Below are 1,391 nucleotides of genomic sequence, written 5' to 3' on the forward strand. Positions count from 1 at the left end.
GCACCAGCAAGGCGTGAATGCCCTCCCGGCTCATCAGTTCGCGGGTTTGCGCCAGGCGCTGAGGCACCGAGCCATTGATCGACAGCTGCGTATTCATCGTGTCTCCTGCTAACCACTTCATCATTATTGTTGGGTGCCGATCAGCGCCGGCGCTTCGTCGCCTTATTGCCAGAATGCCGGAGCACTGGCGCAGGCTGCCTTGATCAGTTGAACCRCCTGGTCGATGTCCTGCTCGGTGGTGAAACGCCCGAGGCTCAAGCGGATGGTGCGACTGGCCGAGCGGGCATCATGCCCCAGGGCCAGCAGTACATGAGATGGGGTATTGCTCGCGGAATTGCAGGCCGAGGTCGCGGAAAACGCGATCGAGGCCAGCAACGCCGCCGGGTTGAACTCACCTTCGTCGAAGGTCAGGCTCAGGGTATGGGGAATGCGCCGGGTCGGGCTGCCGTTGAGACGCACGCCGGGAATGCTCTGCAATTGCTCGAGCAAGCGTTCACGCAAACGCACAATAGTGGCTTTCTCTTCATCGAACGCAGCCGCCGCCAGTGCAAAGGCCGCGCCCATGGCCACGATCTGATGGGTCGCCAGCGTGCCGGAACGCAAACCGCCCTCATGCCCGCCGCCATGGATCTGTGCCTGCAAACGCTGTTGTGCACGCGGACCGACGTACAACGCACCAATGCCTTTGGGGCCATAGAGCTTGTGCGCGGAAAACGACATCAGGTCCACCGGCCACTGCCCGAGATCGATCGCCACTTTGCCTGCGCCCTGTGCGGCGTCGACATGGAACAACGCCCCGCGATCACGCACGACCTGACCGATGGCGGGAATGTCGTTGAGGGTGCCCAGTTCGTTGTTGACCAGCATCAGTGACACCAGGAAGGTGTCTTCGCGCATGGCTTCGCTTACCGCTTGCGCCGTGATCAGGCCCTCGGCGTCCGGTACCAGATAAGTCACCGCGACACCGGCATCCTGCAGTTGCTTCGCAGTATCGAGAATGGCTTTGTGTTCGATCTGGCTGGTGATGATATGGCCGCCGCCAATGCCGCGGGCCTGAGCCACGCCTTTGAGCGCGAGGTTGTTGGATTCGGTGGCGCCTGAGGTCCAGACAATCTGCTCGGGCGTCGCGCCGACCAGTTCGGCGACCTGGCGTCGCGCCTGCTCCACCGATTGCCGGGCCTGCTGGCCGAATGCGTGGGAGCTGGAGGCCGGGTTGCCGAAATTACCGGTAAAGCCCAGACACTCGACCATCACCTTGATGACCCGCTCATCCACCGGCGTGGTGGCGGCGTAATCGAAATACAACGGACGTTTATTCATAAAAGACTCGCAGAGCGTGTTCCGGGATCAGGAAGCTCGTGACTGCAAACGGCAAAGCGCAGCCTTGTGAG

The 1,391-nt window shown here is 61.7% G+C and carries 1 protein-coding gene; it reads right to left on the bottom strand.

From position 1 onward, the window contains the following. Positions 1-162: 162 nt before the first annotated feature. A complete protein-coding gene (locus ACXRVY_RS29210) occupies positions 163-1,320 on the bottom strand; it encodes a cysteine desulfurase family protein (RefSeq protein WP_458238984.1) in 1,158 nt (385 codons plus the stop codon). Positions 1,321-1,391 lie beyond the last annotated feature (71 nt).

It is taken from the genome of Pseudomonas sp. P5_A2_2 (assembly GCF_054177685.1).